At 45.6% G+C, this 18,413-nt stretch carries 21 protein-coding genes; 18 read left to right on the top strand and 3 right to left on the bottom strand.

The features are described from left to right. Positions 1–193 precede the first annotated feature (193 nt). From coaE to hpf, 4 genes are all read left to right on the top strand, one after another. Complete coding sequence (coaE, locus tag HPC38_RS04895) at positions 194–826, top strand: dephospho-CoA kinase (RefSeq protein ID WP_208120166.1); 633 nt, start codon at positions 194–196, stop codon at positions 824–826. Next, on the top strand, positions 807–1,022 hold the full coding sequence (gene yacG, locus HPC38_RS04890) for a DNA gyrase inhibitor YacG (RefSeq protein ID WP_208120165.1): 216 nt from the start codon (positions 807–809) through the stop codon (positions 1,020–1,022). Before coaE ends, yacG begins: the two co-directional genes overlap by 20 nt. Before the next feature lie 9 nt (positions 1,023–1,031). Next, positions 1,032–1,295, top strand: a complete 264-nt coding sequence (locus HPC38_RS04885; protein WP_208120164.1) for a GNAT family N-acetyltransferase — start codon at positions 1,032–1,034, stop codon at positions 1,293–1,295. A 207-nt stretch (positions 1,296–1,502) separates the two neighbouring features. Next, positions 1,503–1,823 carry a ribosome hibernation-promoting factor, HPF/YfiA family gene (gene hpf, locus HPC38_RS04880; RefSeq protein ID WP_208120163.1) on the top strand — a complete coding sequence of 107 codons (321 nt, stop codon included), beginning with the start codon at positions 1,503–1,505 and terminating at the stop codon, positions 1,821–1,823. A gap of 38 nt (positions 1,824–1,861) precedes the next feature. Here the strand turns inward: hpf and HPC38_RS04875 are convergent, their stop codons facing one another. Beyond that, positions 1,862–2,845 (bottom strand): L-cysteine desulfidase family protein, encoded by a 984-nt coding sequence (locus HPC38_RS04875; RefSeq protein ID WP_408021844.1) that lies wholly within the window; start codon positions 2,843–2,845, stop codon positions 1,862–1,864. A 573-nt stretch (positions 2,846–3,418) separates the two neighbouring features. On the opposite strand from HPC38_RS04875, the gene HPC38_RS04870 reads away from it, so the two are divergent. The 11 genes from HPC38_RS04870 (at position 3,419) to HPC38_RS04820 (ending at position 13,370) form a co-directional block, all read left to right on the top strand. Next, a complete protein-coding gene (locus HPC38_RS04870; protein ID WP_208120161.1) occupies positions 3,419–4,222 on the top strand; it encodes a gluconate 5-dehydrogenase in 804 nt (267 codons plus the stop codon). 186 nt (positions 4,223–4,408) lie between these two features. Continuing rightward, entirely contained in the window at positions 4,409–5,548 is a 1,140-nt protein-coding gene (locus tag HPC38_RS04865; RefSeq protein WP_408021843.1) for a bifunctional tRNA (adenosine(37)-C2)-methyltransferase TrmG/ribosomal RNA large subunit methyltransferase RlmN, read from the top strand. Positions 5,549–5,561: 13 nt separating this feature from the next. Beyond that, a complete protein-coding gene (gene pilW / locus HPC38_RS04860; RefSeq protein ID WP_208120159.1) occupies positions 5,562–6,092 on the top strand; it encodes a type IV pilus biogenesis/stability protein PilW in 531 nt (176 codons plus the stop codon). Between the two features lie 101 nt (positions 6,093–6,193). After that, on the top strand, positions 6,194–7,249 hold the full coding sequence (locus tag HPC38_RS04855) for a RodZ domain-containing protein (protein ID WP_208120158.1): 1,056 nt from the start codon (positions 6,194–6,196) through the stop codon (positions 7,247–7,249). A gap of 10 nt (positions 7,250–7,259) precedes the next feature. After that, positions 7,260–8,375, top strand: coding sequence for a flavodoxin-dependent (E)-4-hydroxy-3-methylbut-2-enyl-diphosphate synthase (gene ispG, locus HPC38_RS04850; RefSeq protein ID WP_208120157.1), 1,116 nt, complete (start codon positions 7,260–7,262; stop codon positions 8,373–8,375). Positions 8,376–8,387: 12 nt separating this feature from the next. Beyond that, positions 8,388–9,671 carry a histidine--tRNA ligase gene (hisS, locus tag HPC38_RS04845; protein ID WP_208120156.1) on the top strand — a complete coding sequence of 428 codons (1,284 nt, stop codon included), beginning with the start codon at positions 8,388–8,390 and terminating at the stop codon, positions 9,669–9,671. Between the two features lie 3 nt (positions 9,672–9,674). Beyond that, a complete protein-coding gene (locus HPC38_RS04840) occupies positions 9,675–10,292 on the top strand; it encodes a YfgM family protein (RefSeq protein WP_208120155.1) in 618 nt (205 codons plus the stop codon). A gap of 35 nt (positions 10,293–10,327) precedes the next feature. Continuing rightward, the gene (dapD, locus tag HPC38_RS04835; protein ID WP_208120154.1) at positions 10,328–11,152 is read left to right on the top strand and encodes a 2,3,4,5-tetrahydropyridine-2,6-dicarboxylate N-succinyltransferase; all 825 of its coding nucleotides are present in this window, start codon (positions 10,328–10,330) and stop codon (positions 11,150–11,152) included. A 175-nt stretch (positions 11,153–11,327) separates the two neighbouring features. Then, positions 11,328–12,107, top strand: coding sequence for a hypothetical protein (locus tag HPC38_RS04830; RefSeq protein ID WP_208120153.1), 780 nt, complete (start codon positions 11,328–11,330; stop codon positions 12,105–12,107). A gap of 199 nt (positions 12,108–12,306) precedes the next feature. Next, on the top strand, positions 12,307–12,939 hold the full coding sequence (locus tag HPC38_RS04825) for a glutathione binding-like protein (RefSeq protein ID WP_208120152.1): 633 nt from the start codon (positions 12,307–12,309) through the stop codon (positions 12,937–12,939). A gap of 2 nt (positions 12,940–12,941) precedes the next feature. Further along, positions 12,942–13,370, top strand: coding sequence for a ClpXP protease specificity-enhancing factor (locus HPC38_RS04820; protein ID WP_208120151.1), 429 nt, complete (start codon positions 12,942–12,944; stop codon positions 13,368–13,370). A gap of 13 nt (positions 13,371–13,383) precedes the next feature. Here HPC38_RS04820 and cueR read toward each other — a convergent pair whose 3' ends face one another. Continuing rightward, a complete protein-coding gene (gene cueR, locus HPC38_RS04815; protein ID WP_208120150.1) occupies positions 13,384–13,782 on the bottom strand; it encodes a Cu(I)-responsive transcriptional regulator in 399 nt (132 codons plus the stop codon). Between the two features lie 74 nt (positions 13,783–13,856). Between cueR and HPC38_RS04810 the strand changes: the two genes are divergently transcribed. Further along, complete coding sequence (locus tag HPC38_RS04810; protein WP_208120149.1) at positions 13,857–16,514, top strand: cation transporter; 2,658 nt, start codon at positions 13,857–13,859, stop codon at positions 16,512–16,514. Positions 16,515–16,553: 39 nt separating this feature from the next. Here HPC38_RS04810 and HPC38_RS04805 read toward each other — a convergent pair whose 3' ends face one another. Then, positions 16,554–16,931: a surface-adhesin E family protein gene (locus tag HPC38_RS04805; protein WP_208120148.1), complete on the bottom strand. Its 378-nt coding sequence runs from the start codon at positions 16,929–16,931 to the stop codon at positions 16,554–16,556. Positions 16,932–17,084: 153 nt separating this feature from the next. Between HPC38_RS04805 and trmJ the strand changes: the two genes are divergently transcribed. Together trmJ and iscR are read left to right on the top strand one after the other, a co-directional pair. Further along, positions 17,085–17,810: a tRNA (cytosine(32)/uridine(32)-2'-O)-methyltransferase TrmJ gene (gene trmJ, locus HPC38_RS04800; protein ID WP_208120147.1), complete on the top strand. Its 726-nt coding sequence runs from the start codon at positions 17,085–17,087 to the stop codon at positions 17,808–17,810. Between the two features lie 109 nt (positions 17,811–17,919). Further along, positions 17,920–18,396: a Fe-S cluster assembly transcriptional regulator IscR gene (gene iscR, locus HPC38_RS04795; protein ID WP_208120146.1), complete on the top strand. Its 477-nt coding sequence runs from the start codon at positions 17,920–17,922 to the stop codon at positions 18,394–18,396. Positions 18,397–18,413: the final 17 nt, after the last annotated feature.

Raw genomic sequence — 18,413 nt, 5'->3', positions numbered from 1 at the left:
AGTATTTGGAGTCATACTTTTTAGGGTATGTGTTCATTGTAACAACAATATTTCACATTTCAATAACAATTTTAACTTTTACTTAATATTGTGATATCGGTCACGGTTTTTTGTAAAAAGGGGATGTTTTATAGTGTAAAAAAATCACTATAATTATGAGATATAAAACTCTTAGTCAAGGTTTAATAGAAAAATGACATATATAGTCGGTCTCACTGGTGGCATTGGCAGTGGTAAGAGTACGATTGCGGATTTATTTGCAGCGCTTGGGGTGCCAGTGGTTGATGCGGATGTGGTGGCGCGTGAGGTAGTGGCGAAGGGTTCGACCGCACTTTTGCACATTGCTGAGCATTTTGGTGACGAGGTGTTGAATGCAGATGGTTCGCTAAATCGTGCGGCGTTGCGCGCGCGAGTGTTTAATGACTGTACGCAAACGCAGTGGCTTAATGATTTGTTGCACCCGTTGATTCGTAAAAAAATGCTGGCTGAACTCAATGCGGTACGCGCGCCTTATGCGCTGTGGGTGGTGCCGTTGTTGTTTGAAAATCACCTTGAGGCATTTTGTGACCGCACTTTGGTTGTGGATGTCAGTCGTGAAACACAAATTGAGCGAGCTACGCGGCGTGACAGCAATAAACGTGAACAAATTGAGAAAATTATTGCGGCGCAAATTGACCGTGATCGCCGTTTGACAACAGCCGACGATGTGATTAACAATGATGAGCCGTGGCAAGAAAGCCAAGCCGAGATTACAGCTCGAGTGGCTAAGTTACATCAATTTTATTTAGATCAAGCGAAGAAAAAGTATGAAAAAAACGAACGTTGACAGTGTCTCATGCCCGATTTGTAAAAAGCAAGTGGCGTGGAGTGAGCAAAGCCCTTATCGTCCTTTCTGCTCTAAGCGTTGCCAGCTAATTGATTTGGGTGAGTGGGCGAATGAGGAGAAAGCCATCAGTGCAGGTAGCGCCGATTTTGCTGAGGATGGTGCTGTCAATGAGTATGGTAGTGATTGGACACATTAGGGAGTGAGTATGGATATTCAGCAAGAACACGATGAATCAGGGGGCAAATTTTTTATTGCGCAAGCGGGTAAACTCATTGCGGAATTAACCTACCAAAAAATCAACGAGCACAGTGTGAATGCAAATCATACTTTTGTATCACCACAACTGCGTGGTCAAGGGGTGGCAGATCAGTTGTATCAAGCATTTAAAGAATACGTTGCTCAACAAGGGTATCATGCTGAGGCGAGCTGTTCTTATGTGGCGGCAAAATTGGCGCGGGAGAAAGCGTAAAAGTGCGGTTTAATACCACTCACAATCTAGTATAATAGCAATTTACCGCACGTTAACCAATAAAAACACGGCACTTTTGGCACAATTTTATCATTTTGTGATCTGGGTTGGCAGAATGAATAATTGCCCTTGAAATTTTATCTTGGGAATACTATGTTAATACCAACCCCAAGGGGTTTTTATCACACAAGTCGAGAGGTAGGTACTATGATCGTGAAAATTACCAGTAAACAAATGGACATCACCCCCGCAATTCGTACCCATATTGAAGAACGTGTGGCCAAGCTAGAAAAATGGCAAACTCAGTTGATCAATCCGCATTTTATTCTGAATAAAGTACCAAAAGGTTTTAGTGCAGAAGCGAATATTGGCACGCCGTATGGTGATTTGTTCGCCTGTGCGGAAAATGACGATATGTATAAATGTATCAATCAATTAGAAGAAAAACTTGAACGCCAGCTGAATAAACTGCAACACAAAGATGAAGCGCGGCGCAATGCCGAGCGGTTGAAAGACTCTTTTGAATAATATCAAAGCCAGCGAAAGCTGGCTTTTTTAACCGCACTTTATTTCTGTTTTGGCTTATTGCTCATGATTTCAATGACCTGTTTATCAGTATGTAGCATACTGCGAGAGGCAATAGCGCAGAGATTGTTGATTGAGGCATCAATATCAAATTCTACAATCCCTTCATTGCCAGTAACATGGGTATTATCCATTGCCATCAGCACGGCTTTGTAGCCACTTGATACGCTGGTTGAAACTTTCATCGCACAGCTATTCGCCGCGCCGTCGCAGATAATGCCACTAATATCGCCAATCATCGAACAAATGCCCATACTCACCGTTTCAAACTTGCCCGTTAGTAGCCAAGCAATGCCTGCGCAACTGCCCATTGAGGCGGTGGTAACAGCACATAAGGCAGAGAGTTTGGGTAATTTGCTGTGGATGAAAATGGCCATTAAATGGGATAAAAACAACGCGCGAGTTAATTTTTCATCATCTGCCGCTAAATATTGGGCAACCACGACAACGGGCATGGTGGCAGCGATGCCTTGATTGCCTGAACCCGAGTTGCTCATTGCAGGCAGGCTGGCGCCACCCATGCGCGCATCGGAGGCGGCGGTAGTGCGAATAATAATGCGGCTTAATAAGTCGTCTGACATCAATCCGCTGCCCACGTGTTTTTGCAACGTGCGCCCGATATGTAACCCATAATTTTCTCGCAATCCTTCATCTGAAAGTGCGGTATTGAGCTTGGCGGCTTGTAAGATAAAAGCAATTTTATCCAGTGGCACGGTCATAGCCACATCGTAGAGCATTTTTGCTGTACACTGGGTGAGCTGCTGATATTGATTATCTGTGGTGCAGCCTTTGGGTATGCGATCTTCAAATAGAATGTTGCCGTTTTTTTCAATTAAAATCACGTTAGTGTGGTGGTCTTGAATACACACCCGCACAGAGTCGTTATCAGCAAACAGCGTAGCTTCAGAATAGAGGATATGCTCGGTTTCAAAAATACCCACCTCAACCTGCGAGGCGTTTAACATGGCTTTAGCTTGTGCTACTTGCTCAGGACGAATATGGGTCAGCACTTCTAATCCCGCCTCAGGATCCCCTCCGATGGCACCGATGGCCGCGGCAATCGGCAAACCCACCATCCCCGTGCCAGGTACGGCGACCCCTAAGCCATTTTTCATTAAGTTGGGCGATACTTTGGCAATAATGCGTTGCGGCAGGGCATTGAGATGCTTGCGTGCAATGGCGCAGGCTAGTGCTAGTGAAATCGGCTCGGTGCAGCCGAGAGCTGGCACAACATCGTCGCGTACAATCTGAATTAAATGATCTTCAAATGTTGAGTTGGGCATAATGTCTCATAATGGCAAAAATATGTGCGCTATTCTAGCCTAAATTTACGTTATTTTTAATCATTGCAGCGTGTTAAAACTGCACATAGTGATAAAATAACACAGAATGATTAAGAAATGTGAAATCTATCACGTTCTATTTTCATTATAGGCTAGGATTAAAAATAAAATTGTGGTTTAATAATGGTAAAATTCAGTTTAGCTGAATTGCGTGTTCAAAAGATAACCTTGCATTAAGGAGTTAAAGGAGCAACTATGTCAAACATTTTAGAACAATTCTCATTGAAAGGTAAAATTGCCTTAGTTACTGGTGCGTCATACGGCATCGGCTTTGCCATTGCCACAGCACTAAGCCAAGCAGGCGCGAAAATCGTATTCAACGATGTCAACGAAGAAAACCTGAAAAAAGGCCTTGCCGCTTACAAAGAAGCAGGCATTGATGCACATGGCTATTTATTCGATGTAACCAATGAAAGTGCGGTCAAAGAGTACATTGAAAAGATTGAAAAAGAAGTCGGCGTGATTGATATTTTGGTCAACAATGCAGGCATCATTCAACGTATTCCAATGTTGGAAACCAGCGCATCTGATTATCGTAAAATCATCGATATTGATTTGACTGGCCCGTTTATTATGTCTAAAGCCGTATTGCCTTCAATGATCAAAAAAGGCCACGGTAAAATCATCAACATTTGTTCAATGATGAGTGAATTAGGCCGCGAAACCGTTGTAGGTTATGCCTCTGCTAAAGGTGGCTTGAAAATGCTGACCAAAAATATTTGTTCAGAATTTGGTGAAGCTAACATTCAATGTAATGGTATTGGCCCAGGCTATATCGCAACACCGCAAACTGCGCCATTACGTGAAAAACAAGCTGATGGCTCACGTCACCCATTTGACCAATTCATTATCGCCAAAACACCCGCTGCACGTTGGGGTACCCCTGAAGATTTGGCTGGTGCCGCCGTGTTCTTGTCATCTGATGCGTCCAACTTCATTAACGGTCACATCCTCTACGTGGACGGCGGTATCTTGGCTTATATCGGTAAACAGCCATAATCGCAATCATCGTTGCAAACAAAACCCAACCGCGCGTTGGGTTTTTTGTTTGCTATAGTTATGTATTTTGCGATCAGCATTCCAAAAAAAGCAAAGTGCGGTCGCTTTTTTAGGGGAAAAAGACTAGATTAATTCCCATTGAATGAGTAGAATTGCGCGTTTATTTCATTCAACGGTTTGGCCGTAATGTGTGACAACGAGGCAACAATGACAACACGCACCAATTTATTGAATTTAAATCGCCAGCAGCTGCGCCAATTTTTGCAAGGATTAGGCGAGAAACCTTTTCGAGCGGATCAATTAATGAAATGGATTTACCATTTTGGTGAAGACAATTTTGATAATATGACCAATATTAACAAAGCGCTACGAGAAAAGCTCAAAGCGGTGGCAGAGATTGTTGCGCCGACGGTAGCTCAAGAGCAACGTTCAAGTGACGGCACAATCAAATGGGCGATGCAAGTGGGCAGTCAGCAGGTGGAAACGGTTTACATTCCTGAAGACGATCGCGCGACATTGTGTGTGTCATCACAGGTGGGGTGTGCATTGGAATGTACTTTTTGTTCCACCGCCCAGCAAGGCTTTAATCGCAACTTGACTGTGTCAGAAATTATTGGTCAAGTGTGGCGTGCTTCGCAAATTATTGGCAATCATGGCAAAACGGGCGTGCGCCCTATCACGAATGTGGTGATGATGGGCATGGGCGAGCCACTGCTGAATGTGGCTAATGTGGTGCCGGCGATGGAAATTATGCTGGATGATTTTGGCTATGGGCTGTCTAAGCGACGAGTTACGCTTTCAACATCGGGTGTCGTGCCTGCCCTTGATCGCTTGCCTGAGATGATTGATGTGGCGCTGGCGATCTCATTGCATGCACCGAATGATCAACTGCGTGATGAAATTGTGCCGCTCAATAAAAAATACAATATTGCGATGTTGATGGATTCTGTGCACCGTTATCTCGCGCAATCCAAAGCGAATCATGGTAAAGTGACGATAGAATATGTGATGCTTAACCAAGTTAACGACAGCACCGAGCACGCGCACCAGCTGGCGAAATTGCTTGCCAACACGCCGTGTAAAATCAACCTTATCCCGTGGAATCCGTTTCCCCAAGCACCTTATACGAAAAGCTCAAACACCCGTATTGACCGCTTTCAAAAAGTGCTGATGGAATATGGTTTAACAGTGATTGTGCGTAAAACACGTGGTGATGATATTGATGCTGCCTGCGGCCAGTTGGCGGGTGATGTGATTGATAGAACCAAACGCACCCTGAATAAAAAAGCATTTGGACAAGCCATTGATGTGGCTTCAACACAGTAATTAAGGAGTAAAAGTGCGGTTATTACGGTTTGGATTATTTTGTTTGGCTTGGCTGCTGACAGGGTGTGCCACACAGCTTGACCACACAACAGATCAAGGCAAGGCCTATGCGCGTGCGCAGGTTGCACTGGGTTATATGCAACAACATCAATACGACAGTGCCAAGCAGAATATTGATAAGGCCTTAGAATTTGCACCAGAGTACTATCTGCCTTATTTGCTGCTCGCGCACTACTATCAACAAATAGGCAATTTAACGCAAGCCGAGCAGTATTACCAATTGGCGATGGAAAAAGACCCCACTCAGGGAGATGTGTATAATAATTACGGTGCTTTTTTATGCCAGCAGGCACGCTTTAGTCAAGCATTTGCAATGTTTGATAAAGCGCTAGCGCAAAAAGAGTATTATAAAGTAGCGCAAACGTTAGAAAACACCGCACTTTGTGCGAATTTGGCACATGATATGACCCGTCAACAACAGGCATTGCAAAAGTTGCAGAAACTCAATCCTGAGCGAGCCGCACAGTTGCGTCAGCAGCTGTAATGTAAAAAGCGGAGAAATCGCACAATATTTTGGATTAATTGTTGCAAATCGTATCCTGTAAATTTAAACTCTCCGTTTGATATTAATTACTGGATAAGCGTATGGACAACGAGCAACCACAATCCCCATCAAGCTTAACGCTTGGGCAACAATTTCGTCAGCGTCGCGAGGCGTTGGGCTTAACCATTGAAGATGTCGTGCAGCAAACCCATTTGAAGACGGCGGTGATCCATCATCTTGAAAATGATGAATTTATCGTGCCGAATTATCCGCCAACATTCATGCGTGGCTATGTGCAAAACTACGCTAAATTCTTAAAAATCCCAAAAGAGCAGTGGCAAAACGCCCACATCTCATTTGGTGCACCAGTTGAAAATGACTTACAAAAGAACCTGCGCAATAACCATAAAGTTAATCATTATTCATCTTACTCTGGTTGGGTGGGACGCCTGACATGGATTATCGTGCTGATTATGATTGGTATGACAGGTTACTGGTGGTGGCAAAACTATTATCAACAATCGCAAAATGAGCGTGAAAGCCTCGTTGAAAACTTTTTAAACAAAAATGAACTAATCGAAACGCCTGTCAGCAGTGAGAATGCTTCAGAGCCTGCGTTGGAAAAAGAGACGCTTGAAACCAGCGAAAATGCACCTGTGCAGCCAAGCACAGTTGATAACCCACCAGTGGTGAATGAACCGAGCGTTGAACCTGCGGGGCTTGAACGAAAAGCACAGGAAGCGCCAAGCAATGCTGCGCCACAAAATGAAAGTGCGGTTGCCAACGACGTGAACCAAGCACAAACTTCAGGCGAAGTGCTCAGCAATGCCATGGAGAAACTGAATAACACAGCACAAAGTGCGGTTGAGTCAACGGATGACAATGTGCAAGTGACAGATGCGACGAGTGCGGTAAGTGAAAATGGCTTGAGTATTGAAATTACGGGCGCAAGCTGCTGGCTTAGCGTGAAAGATGCTAATCGTAAAGTACTGGCGCAAAAAGAATATAAACGCGGCGAAGTGCTGAATTTTGATAACAGTGAAGCCTATTCCCTTGTAATTGGTGCGCCACAAAATGTGAAAATCACCTTCCGTGGTGAGGCCGTGCCACTGAAAATTGATGGGCGTGTTGCGCGCTTTAAATTACCGAAAAACTGATTAGGAACTTATGCAAGCTCAATCTCCAATTAAACGCAGAGCCTCGAAAAAAATTCACGTTGGTAATGTGCCTGTGGGTGGTGATGCGCCCATTTCGGTGCAATCTATGACCAACACTCGGACAACGGATGTCGCAGCGACGGTTGCACAAATTCATCAGTTGGAAAAAGTGGGAGCTGATATTGTGCGGGTGTCGGTGCCAACAATGGACGCCGCCGAGGCTTTTAAACTCATCAAGCAGCAAGTCAGCGTGCCATTGGTGGCGGATATTCACTTTGATTATCGCATCGCGTTGAAAGTAGCGGAGTATGGTGTGGATTGCCTGCGCATTAACCCAGGTAACATCGGGCGGGAAGATCGCATTCGCGCGGTGGTGGACTGCGCCAAAGATAAAAATATCCCGATCCGCATTGGTGTTAACGCTGGCTCGCTTGAGCGTGACCTGCAAGAAAAATACGGTGAACCCACACCCCAAGCGTTGCTGGAATCCGCATTGCGTCATGTGGATATTTTAGATAAATTCAATTTTGATCAATTTAAAGTCAGTGTAAAAGCCTCAGATGTTTTTTTAGCCGTTGAAGCTTATCGTTTATTGGCCGCACAAATTGAACAGCCATTGCACTTGGGCATCACTGAGGCAGGCGGTGCCCGTGCTGGTGCGGTGAAAAGTGCGGTCGGGCTAGGGATGCTGCTGGCAGAAGGCATTGGTGACACGCTGCGGGTGTCATTGGCGGCCAACCCCGTTGAAGAGATTAAAGTGGGCTTTGATATTTTAAAATCGTTACGCATTCGCTCGCGGGGGATCAATTTCATCGCGTGCCCAACCTGTTCACGCCAAGAATTTGATGTGATTGGTACGGTTAACGCGCTTGAGCAGCGGTTAGAAGACATCACCACCGCGATGGATGTGTCGATTATCGGTTGCGTGGTGAATGGACCAGGTGAGGCGTTGGTGTCTGATCTTGGCGTGACGGGAGGCAACAAAAAGAGCGGTTTTTATCTTGACGGCGTGCGCCAAAAAGAGCGTTTTGATAATGATGATTTAATTGATCAACTTGAGGCGCGAATTCGTGCTCAGGTGGCGGTCAAAGACCCTAGCCAACGTATTGATGTAGTTGAAAAATAATAAGGAAGAGTTGTGGCGAATATCATTAAAGCCATTCGTGGCATGAACGATTGCTTGCCAAGCCAAACACCTGTTTGGCAGTGGTTGGAAAAAACGGTACGTGGCGTGTTGGCACAATACGGTTACAGTGAAATCCGTATGCCGATTGTGGAGTCCACACCGCTTTTTAAACGCGCCATCGGTGAAGTGACCGATGTGGTGGAAAAAGAGATGTTCACTTTCGATGATCGCGATGGTGAAAGTTTGACGCTGCGCCCAGAAGGAACTGCGGGGTGTGTGCGGGCAGGCATTGAAAATGGGTTGCTATATAATCAAGAACAGCGTTTGTGGTATATGGGGCCGATGTTTCGTTACGAGCGCCCGCAAAAGGGGCGTTATCGCCAGTTTCACCAAATCGGCGTGGAGGTGTTTGGCATTGCCAACCCTGAAATTGATGCAGAATTAATTCTGCTCACAGCACGGCTGTGGCGTGAATTGGGTATTTTTGAGCATGTGAGCTTACAGCTCAATTCCATTGGCTCAGCGCAGTCGCGTGCGGTGTATCGCCAAGCGTTGGTGGATTATTTACAACAGCATTTGGATGTGCTGGATGATGATTGCAAGCGCCGTTTGACAACGAACCCATTGCGGATTTTAGACAGTAAAAATGAGCGTGTGCAAGCGGTGCTGGATAACGCGCCAAACTTGCAAGATTATTTAAGCGAAGAAGATAAAGCGCACTTTGCTCAACTCTGCCAGATTTTAGATGAAATGGGCATTGCTTATGAAATTAATCCAAAATTGGTGCGCGGTTTAGATTATTATAACAAAACGGTATTTGAGTGGGTGACAACGGCACTGGGTGCGCAAGGCACGGTGTGTGGCGGTGGGCGTTATGATACTCTTGTTGAGCAGCTTGGTGGGCATACCACCTGTGGTATTGGCTTTGCTATGGGCGTTGAGCGCTTAGTATTGTTGGTGCAAGAAGTTAACCCAGCACTTGCCATTAAAAGTGCGGTTGATGTGTATGTGATCCACAGTGGTGAGGCGGCGCGTAAGGTTGCGTTTCGTTTGAGCGAACAGCTGCGCAGTGATTTGCCCGCCGTAAAAGTGATGTTGCACTGCAGCTCAGGCGCGTTTAAAAAGCAATTTAAGCGTGCAGATAAAAGCAATGCGCAGTTTGCCGTCGTGATCGGAGAGGATGAAGCACAGCAACAAATTGTGGCGATTAAACCATTAAAACAAGAGATTGAACAATTCACTTTGCCTGTGGCGCAGGTGAGTGCGTATTTCGCTGAAAACCTAAATAAGGAGTAACGCGTGTCGTATATTACTGAAGAACAACAAGTTGAAGAGCTAAAAAGCTGGTGGAAAGAAAACAGCAAAGTGATTATCACGACCTTGATTTTGGTGTTTGCCAGCGTATTAGGTTGGCGATATTGGCAAAATTATCAGCTCAATAGTCGCCTTGAAGCATCTAACGACTATGAACAAGTGCTCAGTGCCTATCAAAAAGACCCTAAAAATAATGCAGGGTTGCTGTCACAGTTTGTGAAAGAGCATGAAGGTTCAAGCTACGCGGTGTTTGCCTTATTTGAACAAGCAAAAAGTGCGGTTGAGCATAATCAACTTGAGCAAGCACAAGCCTACTTAACACAAGCGCAGCAAATCAGTAAAGATAGTGAACTAAAAGCGACCGCAGCTATTCGCTTAGCCAGTGTGCAGCTGCAAGCCAAACAATTTGAAGCGGCGATTGGTCCCCTCAATGGTGTGGGTGAGGCGGCTTATTATGGTGTCAAACAGCGCCTGCTCGGGGAGGCTTATCTTGGCTTAGGCGATAAAGAAAAAGCGAAGGCAGCGTTTGAAGCAGCGCTGAAAACGCCAAATTTGGATCAACTGGATAAAGATTTGATTCAATTGCGCTTAAATAACCTGTAATTTTATTTTAATACATAACAATAAAAGGAATCCTTATGTCTGATTTACAAACCCTCATTGAATCTGCTTTTGAGCGTCGTGCGGAAATTTCACCTAAAACAGCGGATACTCAACTGCGTGATGCGGTTGCGCAAGTGCTTGCGGATTTAGATTCAGGAAAACGCCGCGTGGCAGAAAAAATTAACGGTGAATGGGTGGTTAACCAATGGCTTAAAAAAGCGGTATTGCTCTCTTTTCGTATCAATGACAATGTGTTGGTCGAGGGAAATGAAACGCGCTATTTCGACAAAGTGCCAATGAAATTTGCCAACTACGATCAAGCACGTTTTGAACGAGAAGGTTTCCGTGTTGTGCCACCTGCAGCTGTGCGTCAAGGTGCATTTATTGCGCGTAATACTGTTTTAATGCCATCTTATGTCAACATCGGCGCATATGTGGATGAAGGCACGATGGTGGACACATGGGCAACCGTTGGCTCATGTGCGCAAATTGGTAAAAACGTGCATTTATCCGGTGGCGTGGGCATCGGTGGCGTGTTAGAGCCATTGCAAGCGAATCCAACCATCATTGAAGATAACTGCTTTATCGGTGCACGTTCTGAGATTGTGGAAGGTGTGATCGTTGAAGAGGGCTCAGTCATTTCTATGGGTGTATTTATTGGTCAAAGCACCAAGATTTATGATCGCGAAACGGGTGAAATTCATTATGGTCGCGTACCAGCAGGTTCTGTTGTTGTTTCAGGCAGTTTGCCATCAAAGTGCGGTCAATATAGCTTGTATGCTGCCGTTATCGTGAAAAAGGTGGACGCCAAAACTCGTGGTAAAGTTGGCATTAACGAATTGTTACGGACAATTGATTAATTTTCATTCAAATTTAGCAAACAATAGGAATTATTTACATTCTTTTGATTGCATTTTGAGCAAAAACGACAAATAATAGTTGAAGTAGCGAGTAGACACGTTAGAATCTACTTGCTAGTGTAAAAAAATCTTTTTTTATTACACAAATTGACGATAAATAATCTAGGAGTTTAGAATGAAAAAGTTACTATTAACAACCGTATTACTTGGCGCAACCGCATTGGCTGTAACAGGCTGTGATGACAAACAAGTACAGGATGTGAAAGATAGCGTTGCCCAAGCAAAAGATACCGTTGTTGAAAAAGCAACTGAAGCAAAAGACGCTGTGGCAGAAAAAGCGGCTGAAGCGAAAGATGCAGTAGCTGAAAAAGCAGCGGAAGTAAAAGATGCTGTGAATAACAAAGTGGAAGAAACTAAAGATGCGGTCGCCCACAAAGTTGAAGAAGTGAAACAAGCAGCCATTGATGCTAAAGACGCGGCAGCGGATAAAGCTGTTGAAGCAAAAGAAGCAGCAGAGCAAGCAAAAGATAGCGCGGTTGCAAAATTAGAAGAAGCAAAATCTGCTGTTGCAGATAAAGTGGCAGATGCGAAAGAAGCTGTGGCGGATAAAGCCGTTGATGCTAAAGAAGCTGCCTCTGACGCTAAACAAGAAGCATTAGATAAAGTGAGTGATGTGAAAAATGCGTCAGCTGAAAAAGTGGCAGATGCCAAAGAAGCTGTAGCAGACAAAGTAGCGGAAGCTAAAGAAGCAGCGGCTGATGTGAAAGCAGAAGCGGCAACTAAAGCGGCTGAAGTGCAACAAGAAGCAGCGGGTAAAGGCGCTGAAGTAAAAGCACAAGCAGATGCTGCAGCACAAGAAATCAAAGAAAGTGCTAAAGGCGTTGCGGATGCCGTTTCACAAAAAGCGGATGAAGCGAAAAAAATGCTGGATGGCGCAACAGAAAGTAATAAATAATTAAAATCTGTTGGTTATTGAAAACCTTTATCCTTTGGGATAAAGGTTTTTTTTCTTTTTAAATCAATGCACTGAAGTTGCTTATTATTATTTTTACAAAACGTCTGAGAAAATGTGATATAATAACGCACTGTAACTGATTTCCTTTCTATATGAAGAGTTTAAACATCTAAGTAGCACATTGGTGCGGAGTATAAGAATGATAGCAGCAAATAAACGTTCAATTATTACCCTTTTTTTTGGTGAGACGGATCTTGGTTCGCACCAAGTGAAAATGGTATTAGCTGAAAAGGAAGTTCCTCATGAGAAAGAGTTGATCGCGCCAAATAGTTTGAATGAAGATTTTCTTGAATTGGGAACCAATGGTGAGTTGCCAACCTTAGTTGATCGCGATTTGGTTTTATATAAACCGCGCATTATCTTGGAATACCTCGATGAGCGTTTTCCTCACCCACCGTTGATGCCTGTTTATCCTGTTGATCGCGCAAAATCCCGTTTGATGATGCACCGGATCGAACAAGATTGGTTTAGTATGATTGAAAGTGCGGATAAATGCGAAGAGGACGCGGAGAAAAAAGTCATTTTAACCCAACTGCGTGATGAGATTCTCTCTTTTGGCCCAATCTTTTCTCAAAAGCCATTTTTTTTGAGTGATGTATTTAGCTTGGTGGATTGTTATATCGCACCGATTTTATATTATTTGCAAGAGCAAGGCATTAAATTCACAGGCGCAGGCAGTAAAGCGATTAAAGGTTATATGGAACGCGTTTTCACGCGTCCAAGTTTTATTGCCTCGATCAAATCAGGCCCCGTTAAAATTGTTGAGAAATAATCATGAGTAGTGCGAAACGTCCTTACTTACTAAGAGCCTATTATGATTGGTTTTTAGATAACGATCTCACGCCTTATTTGGTGGTCAATGCGCTTTATCCAAATACGAAAGTGCCACAGGATTTTGTGCGCGATGGGCAGATTGTGCTGAACATTGCGCCTTCTGCTTGTGGCAATTTGTTGCTCGGTAATGAGCGCATCCAATTTTCTGCTCGCTTTCGTGGCGTGCCGCAAGAGATTGTGGTGCCATTGGGTGCGGCAATGGCGATTTATGCCCGTGAAAATGGCGATGGCGTGTTGTTTGAAGACGAAGAAGCTTATCAATCGGCATCCACCATCACCACAGATCAACCCAATGATTTCACTGAGGCGGTTGATCCGCCGAAAAAAGCCAAGCGCAAGGATGCTGGGCATTTGAAAATCATCAAATAAAATTACCGCACGTTTAAAGTGCGGTTTTTTTTGAGAACGAATCAATAATCGGGCAGTTGCTGTGCTCATCATCTGGGCAGATGTCCACCAGCTGCTGGAGTTGATACTTCACTTCTTGCAATTTGGCAATCTGAGCATCAATTAGTTCAATTTTTTCTTGTGTTTTGGCTTTCACCTCGCAGCTTTTGCGCTGTGGATCAAGCCATAATAGTAATAATTCTTTTGCTTCGTGCAAGTTGAAGCCCGCCTCACGGGTACGTTTTAAAAACTGTAATTGCGCGATGTGTGCGTTGCTGTATTGTCTATAGCCATTAGCGCTGCGCACGGGGGCGTCAATCAACCCTTTTTGTTCATAAAAGCGGATGGTTTTGGCATTTAAGCCAGTTAGTGCTGCCACATGGTTAATTTGCATTTGTACTTGACCTTCCAGTAAGGGAAAGGTTTATTCTAGTACAAAATAGCAAAAAGATAAAATAAGGAGTTTCTATGATTTATGCCCTGTCAGGATTGTCGTGTCAGCACTGTGTAGCCAATGTGTGTAAAGTGCTGAGTGCGCTGGACGGCGAGTGCAAAGTTAACCTCACTTTTGCACAATTGCGTGATGATGTGCCCAGTGAAAAGGTGATTAGGGCAGTGTTCGATGCTGGCTATGAGGCGAAAATTGCTGATGCACCTGCTTATGAATTGGCGCTCACGGGGCTAAATTGCGGGCATTGCATTGCCAGTGTGGAAAAAGCACTGCATGCTTATGATGCAAGCCTCATTTACACGATCAGCAAAACTGCACTGTCGGTGTTTGCCCCGAATGATGCCGATGAGGTGATCGGCGTGATTGAACAGGCAGGTTTTGGCGCAAAAAAGTCTGAGGGGGCGCGGCCCCCAAAGCCTGAAGGGGTGTTAGCACGCCCTGATAGCCCTGAACCTGTGAAAAATATCGCCTATAATACAGCTCTTGCACTCGGTGGCTTAAGCTGCGCTGCGTGCGTGGCTAAGGTGGAAAAAGCCTTAAGTGCGGTTGAAGGTGTCGATGCTGTGCAAGTTAATCTTGCCGATGCCACAGCACAGGTTGCAGGCGAAGCCGATGTGCAGACATTGATTAATGCTGTGCAACAGGCGGGCTATCACGCTGAGCAGGTGGAAAGTGGTGATGCTTTGCGTACTAAAAATGCGCAACGCTATGCCGAAGAAATTCAATCGCGCAAACGTCAGGCCGTGCTTGCGTTAAGCTTGGGGGGGGCTTTAATGCTGTGGGGCTTTTGGGCTGGAATGGAGGTTGATACGCCTTCGCGTGGCATTTGGTTCGCGGTGGGATTAGTGTGTTTGGCTGTAATGGTTTACAGCGGTGGGCATTTTTATCGCAATGCACTGAATAATTTGCGCCATGGCAATGCCACGATGGATACGTTAGTTGCGCTCGGGACAGGCACAGCGTGGCTGTTTTCTATGTCGGTGGTGATGTTTCCTGATTTTTATCCCGCACACGCTCGGCATCTCTATTTTGAAGCCAGCTTGATGATTATTGGATTGGTTAGTTTAGGAAAATTATTTGAGGCCAAAGCCAAGCAGCATTCTTCACAAGCGCTGAATAAATTATTGGATCTCACACCAGACAAAGTGCGGTTAATCACACCGGAAGGCGAGCAGTGGGTTGCTTTAGCGCAAGTGAAATCGGGCATGAAACTGCGCCTGAAAACGGGAGATAAAGTGCCCGTTGACGGCGTGGTTGAGCGCGGCGAGGCGTGGCTTGATGAAGCGATGCTCACTGGTGAGCCGTTGCAGATACACAAAACGCAAGGTGATGTGGTGCGTGCAGGCACCTTAGTTGACAACGGCGGCGTTGATGTTGTTGCGCGTGATGTGGGCGAGGGCACGCTGCTGGCCAATATCATTCGGTTGGTTAAACAAGCGCAAAGCAGTAAGCCGAAAATTGCACAGTTAGCAGATAAAGTGGCCGCTGTATTTGTGCCTACCGTGTTTTTACTGGCATTGCTCGCGTTGGTGTTGTGGCTGGTGTTACCGCAATCACCCAATCTAGCACAGGCGCTAGTGGTGTTTACCAGCGTGTTAATTATCGCCTGCCCGTGCGCATTAGGGCTGGCTACGCCCATGTCGGTCATCGCCGCTGTGGCTCGCGCGGCACAGCTTGGCATATTAGTGCGAGATGCGCAAGCATTGCAAAATGCCGCTAATGTGGATACCGTCGTGTTTGACAAAACAGGCACGCTCACGCAGGGCAAGCCGATGATTACCGATATTGTCACGCACACGCAGGATAAGACCGCACTTTTCACCCTTGCGGCGGTGCTGGAGCAGGCTGCTAATCACCCTTTAGCCTATGCGTTTTTAAATGATGCGCGCTTAGCGCATAGCACATTTCCAGATGTGCAAGCATTTCACACGCACAAAGGCATGGGAATATCTGGCGTGGTGAAGGGTAAATCCGTGTTGCTTGGTAATGCAGCATTGATGGCACAACACAATGTGGCGCTGACGGATTTTGCAGCGCGCGCACAACAGGTGCGTGAGCAAGGGGGAACCGTTGTCTTTTTGGCTCTCGATAGTGCGTTGCAAGGCTTTTTTGTGCTCAAAGATTCTCTGCGTACAGACAGCGTGAGCGCAATTGCGCGCTTACATTCGATGGGGATCAAAACAGTCATGTTAACTGGCGACAGCCATTCCACTGCCACTGCAATGGCGCGTGAGCTGGGCATTGATGAGGTGATTGCCGATGTGCTGCCAGAGGGGAAAGCCAATGAGATTGCCCAATTGCAGCAGCATGGGCATAAAGTGGCGATGGTGGGTGATGGAATTAATGACGCGCCAGCGCTGGCGCGCGCTGATGTCAGCATTGCCATTGCACAAGGCAGCGACATTGCCATTGAAACCGCAGGCTTAACGCTCATGCACCCAAGCATAAGTGCGGTCAGTGATGTATTGCAGTTGTCCAACGCCACCATGCGCAACATCAAGCAAAATCTCTGTGGGGCGTTTATTTATAACAGCTTAGGCATCCCGATTGCGATGGGAGTTTTGTATCCCATTTGGGGGATTATGCTCAGCCCTGTGTTTGCCGCTGCCGCGATGGCACTCTCGTCGGTCACGGTGGTCACCAATGCCAACCGCTTGTTACGTTTTAAACCGTAATAAAAAACCCGAGCCTCGGCTCGGGTATTGACCGCACTTTTATTTGCGACAAATCGTTTTTAAAATGCCGTCTTTCGCTGTGTCGGGCATTGGCTGAGTTTGTGGTTTTTTGTTGGTTTCTTGGCCAATTTTTTTGTTATGTTTGCCATAAATTAAGGTTTGGCGGTTGGCGATGGTCCACTTTTCGCAAGAGTATTGATATTCCATCAATAAATGGGTGATGCCTTTTTGATCGCCGAGATCATTACGTGGTTTTTTGAAATTCACCTTCACCCACACGCGGTCAGTCAATACGTTGCTGCGCTGCATATTGATATAAATTTTATCTCCTGTCACTGTGTCTGCAATGTAATGCCATTTGCTTGCCCAAGCAGGCAAAGCGAATAAACACAGGCAGAGCATCATCCATTTTTTCATAACATCTCCTTGAAGTTTTTGATAACGCTAGATTATCACTGTGTTCTACACAAAACAATCCATTAACGCCCGCGGTGTAAAAAATCCAAGAAAGATTGCCCTTGCCATCCGCAGAGGGTACAATTCAGACCTCTTATTTAAATGAATACAGTTATGTTAAACAATATTCGCATTGTATTGGTGGCGCCTTCTCACAGTGGCAATGTCGGTTCGGTGGCGCGCGCGATGAAAACGATGGGGCTAGCGCAGTTGGTGCTGGTTAACCCCAGTTGCACGCTAGATGAGCAAGCATTTGCGCTGGCCGCAGGTGCGAAAGATGTGCTTGAGCAGGTCAAGATTGTAGCTAGCTTTGATGAGGCCATTGGCGATTGTTCACTGGTGATGGGATCGAGTGCGAGATTGCGCCATTTGCAAAGCACATTGGTGACCCCGCGCGAGGGTGCACAGTTAACCATTAATGAGCTGTCTAAGTATGAGCAAAGTGCGGTTGCGCTGGTGTTTGGGCGTGAGCGTGTGGGTTTGACCAATGAGGAATTGCTCAAATGCCACTATCATGTCAATATTCCCGCCAACCCTGATTATGCTTCTCTCAATTTGGCGATGGCGGTGCAGTTGGTGTGTTATGAGGTGCGCATGGCGTATCTCAGCGCAACGCACAAGGCATTGAAAACACGGCTGTCGAGTGCGGGCTATGCTAGCGTGTCGGAAGTTGAACATTTGCTTGCCCACAGCGAGAGAACATACCGCACTTTAGGGTTTATCCAAAATGAGGCGGTGATGGAAAAGTTGCGTCGGCTTTATAACCGCGCGCGGCTTGAAAAAAATGAAGTCAACATCTTGCAAGGGATCTTAAGTGCGGTGGATAAGCGCATAAAGTAATCACTATCAACATAATCGCTGAAAACTTACAAAAATAGTCAAGTTTAAAGTTGACTAAATTAGTAAGGTATGAAAAAATTTACTCCATTGATTCAACCTGGAGTGAACTATGAAATTAACCTCAAAAGGGCGCTATGCGGTGACCGCAATGTTGGACATTGCGCTCAATTCTCAAGCTGATGAGAATGAAACACCCATCACGCTCGCAGACATTTCAGAGCGCCAGCAGATTTCGCTTTCATACCTTGAACAACTGTTTGCCAAATTGCGTCGACGTGGCTTGGTAAAAAGCGTACGTGGGCCAGGTGGCGGCTATTTACTCGGGTTGTCGGTTGATCACATCTCTATTGGCATGATCATCGCCGCGGTAAATGAAAACATCACCGCAACGAAATGCCAAGGCAAAAGCAACTGTCAAGGTGGCGTGCGCTGTTTGACGCATTCACTCTGGGAGCAACTCAGTGATGAAATTGAAACCTTTTTAAATGGCATCACCATTGGGGACTTGGTCAACAAAGAAAATCAACGCAACGCATTAAAACAACATAAGCACCAACACAGTTTTGAAGTTGAAACGCGCCTGTAAAAAGTGCGGTCAACTTA

This window comes from Spirabiliibacterium pneumoniae (genome assembly GCF_014884995.1).
Classification (GTDB): Bacteria; Pseudomonadota; Gammaproteobacteria; order Enterobacterales; family Pasteurellaceae; genus Spirabiliibacterium; species Spirabiliibacterium pneumoniae.
The sequence above is the reverse complement of the archived record's forward strand: the minus strand, read 5'-3'. Positions and strand labels throughout refer to the sequence as shown.

Bases quoted from the DNA above. Each gene is read 5' to 3' on its own strand.
- yacG (WP_208120165.1), top strand. From the start codon at position 807: ATGAAAAAAACGAACGTTGACAGTGTCTCATGCCCGATTTGTAAAAAG.
- HPC38_RS04805 (WP_208120148.1), bottom strand. From the start codon at position 16,931: ATGAAAAAATGGATGATGCTCTGCCTGTGTTTATTCGCTTTGCCTGCT.
- ispG (WP_208120157.1), top strand. From the start codon at position 7,260: ATGCAAGCTCAATCTCCAATTAAACGCAGAGCCTCGAAAAAAATTCAC.
- dapD (WP_208120154.1), top strand. From the start codon at position 10,328: ATGTCTGATTTACAAACCCTCATTGAATCTGCTTTTGAGCGTCGTGCG.
- HPC38_RS04870 (WP_208120161.1), top strand. From the start codon at position 3,419: ATGTCAAACATTTTAGAACAATTCTCATTGAAAGGTAAAATTGCCTTA.
- hpf (WP_208120163.1), top strand. From the start codon at position 1,503: ATGATCGTGAAAATTACCAGTAAACAAATGGACATCACCCCCGCAATT.
- HPC38_RS04820 (WP_208120151.1), top strand. From the start codon at position 12,942: ATGAGTAGTGCGAAACGTCCTTACTTACTAAGAGCCTATTATGATTGG.
- iscR (WP_208120146.1), top strand. From the start codon at position 17,920: ATGAAATTAACCTCAAAAGGGCGCTATGCGGTGACCGCAATGTTGGAC.
- HPC38_RS04825 (WP_208120152.1), top strand. From the start codon at position 12,307: ATGATAGCAGCAAATAAACGTTCAATTATTACCCTTTTTTTTGGTGAG.
- trmJ (WP_208120147.1), top strand. From the start codon at position 17,085: ATGTTAAACAATATTCGCATTGTATTGGTGGCGCCTTCTCACAGTGGC.
- HPC38_RS04830 (WP_208120153.1), top strand. From the start codon at position 11,328: ATGAAAAAGTTACTATTAACAACCGTATTACTTGGCGCAACCGCATTG.
- cueR (WP_208120150.1), bottom strand. From the start codon at position 13,782: ATGCAAATTAACCATGTGGCAGCACTAACTGGCTTAAATGCCAAAACC.
- HPC38_RS04885 (WP_208120164.1), top strand. From the start codon at position 1,032: ATGGATATTCAGCAAGAACACGATGAATCAGGGGGCAAATTTTTTATT.
- HPC38_RS04810 (WP_208120149.1), top strand. From the start codon at position 13,857: ATGATTTATGCCCTGTCAGGATTGTCGTGTCAGCACTGTGTAGCCAAT.
- HPC38_RS04875 (WP_408021844.1), bottom strand. From the start codon at position 2,845: ATGTTAAACGCCTCGCAGGTTGAGGTGGGTATTTTTGAAACCGAGCAT.
- HPC38_RS04855 (WP_208120158.1), top strand. From the start codon at position 6,194: ATGGACAACGAGCAACCACAATCCCCATCAAGCTTAACGCTTGGGCAA.
- HPC38_RS04865 (WP_408021843.1), top strand. From the start codon at position 4,409: ATGTGTGACAACGAGGCAACAATGACAACACGCACCAATTTATTGAAT.
- coaE (WP_208120166.1), top strand. From the start codon at position 194: ATGACATATATAGTCGGTCTCACTGGTGGCATTGGCAGTGGTAAGAGT.